The organism is Streptomyces phytophilus (assembly GCF_013870535.1).
GTDB lineage: Bacteria > Actinomycetota > Actinomycetes > Streptomycetales > Streptomycetaceae > Streptomyces > Streptomyces phytophilus.
In genome coordinates this window covers 1-1,012 of the sequence record NZ_JACBXC010001733.1, presented here as the reverse complement: position 1 = coordinate 1,012, position 1,012 = coordinate 1, and the positions used below count along the sequence as shown (strand labels likewise).

At 71.5% G+C, this 1,012-nt stretch carries 2 protein-coding genes and 1 pseudogene; 2 read left to right on the top strand and 1 reads right to left on the bottom strand.

Going from position 1 to position 1,012, the window contains the following annotated elements; translation table 11 throughout:
- A partial coding sequence (locus H5J30_RS35605; protein ID WP_181791916.1) for a LysR family transcriptional regulator substrate-binding protein occupies positions 1-353 on the top strand: 353 nt, incomplete at its 5' end.
- 4 nt (positions 354-357) lie between these two features.
- Here the strand turns inward: H5J30_RS35605 and H5J30_RS35600 are convergent.
- The gene (locus H5J30_RS35600; RefSeq protein WP_220189659.1) at positions 358-768 is read right to left on the bottom strand and encodes a winged helix-turn-helix transcriptional regulator; all 411 of its coding nucleotides are present in this window, start codon (positions 766-768) and stop codon (positions 358-360) included.
- A gap of 122 nt (positions 769-890) precedes the next feature.
- Between H5J30_RS35600 and H5J30_RS37290 the strand changes: the two are divergent.
- A pseudogene (locus H5J30_RS37290) lies at positions 891-1,012 on the top strand (NADP-dependent oxidoreductase); the annotation flags it as partial.

The following is a 1,012-nucleotide window of genomic DNA, read 5'->3' as shown; positions in this document are numbered from 1 at the left end:
GCATCGCGGACCTGGCCGACCAGCAACTGATGTGGACGCGCCGGGCGCCCAGGGCGTGGGTCGACTGGTGGGCGGTCAACCCGCGGCCGGACGGCTCGGAGCCGCTCTGGGGGCCGGAGAACGACAACGTCGAGGAGATGCTGGAGCACGTGGCGGCCGGCGGGGCGGTGTGTCTCGCCGCGGAGTCGATGACCACGTACTACACGCACCCGGAGCTGGTCTGGCGGCCGGTACGCGACATCGAGCCGCTGCGGATCGCGGTGGCCTGGCCGCGGGAGCGGACGAGCCCGCCGGTGGCGGACTTCCTGGCGGCGGTACGGGAGTGCGTACGCGCCCCCGAGGCGTACGCCTGACCCCTCAGCCGGCCTGTGCCTCTGCCGTCTCGTAGCGCTCGCGGGCCGCGTGCACCTCCTCGATGTGCTCCTCCGCCCAGTCCTTCACGGCGGTGAGGAGCCCGGCGAGGCTGCGGCCGAGGGGCGTCAGCTCGTAGTCGACGCGGACGGGGACGGAGGGGGTGACGGCGCGGGTGAGGATGCCGTCGCGCTCCAGGGTGCGCAGGGTCTGGGTGAGCATCTTCGGGCTGACGCCTGCGATCCTCCGGCGCAGGTCGCTGTAGCGCCGCGGGCCGCCGGAGAGGGCGGCGACGACGAGGCTGACCCACTTGTCGCTGAGGCGGCCGAGGAGCTGGTTGGTGGGGCAGTCGCGCATGAACGCGTCGTACGCGTAGCGCGCCTGCTCGCGCCGCTGGGCCGCCGTCGTGGTCGCCATGGCTCTCCTCCGGGTGGCATAGGCACTCTCGGGTAACTACTTACCAGAAGATACCAACTCTTCCTAGGGTCTCAGCAGCGGAACGGATACCGCTACTGACACCGATCAGGGAGAGATTGGCCATGCGTGCTGCAGTGGTGACGGAGTTCGGCGGCCCGGAGGTCGTGACGATCGCCGACGTGGAGGTGCCCGAGCCGGGCGCGGGGCAGGTGCGGATCAAGGTGGCCGCGGCGGCCACCTTGAT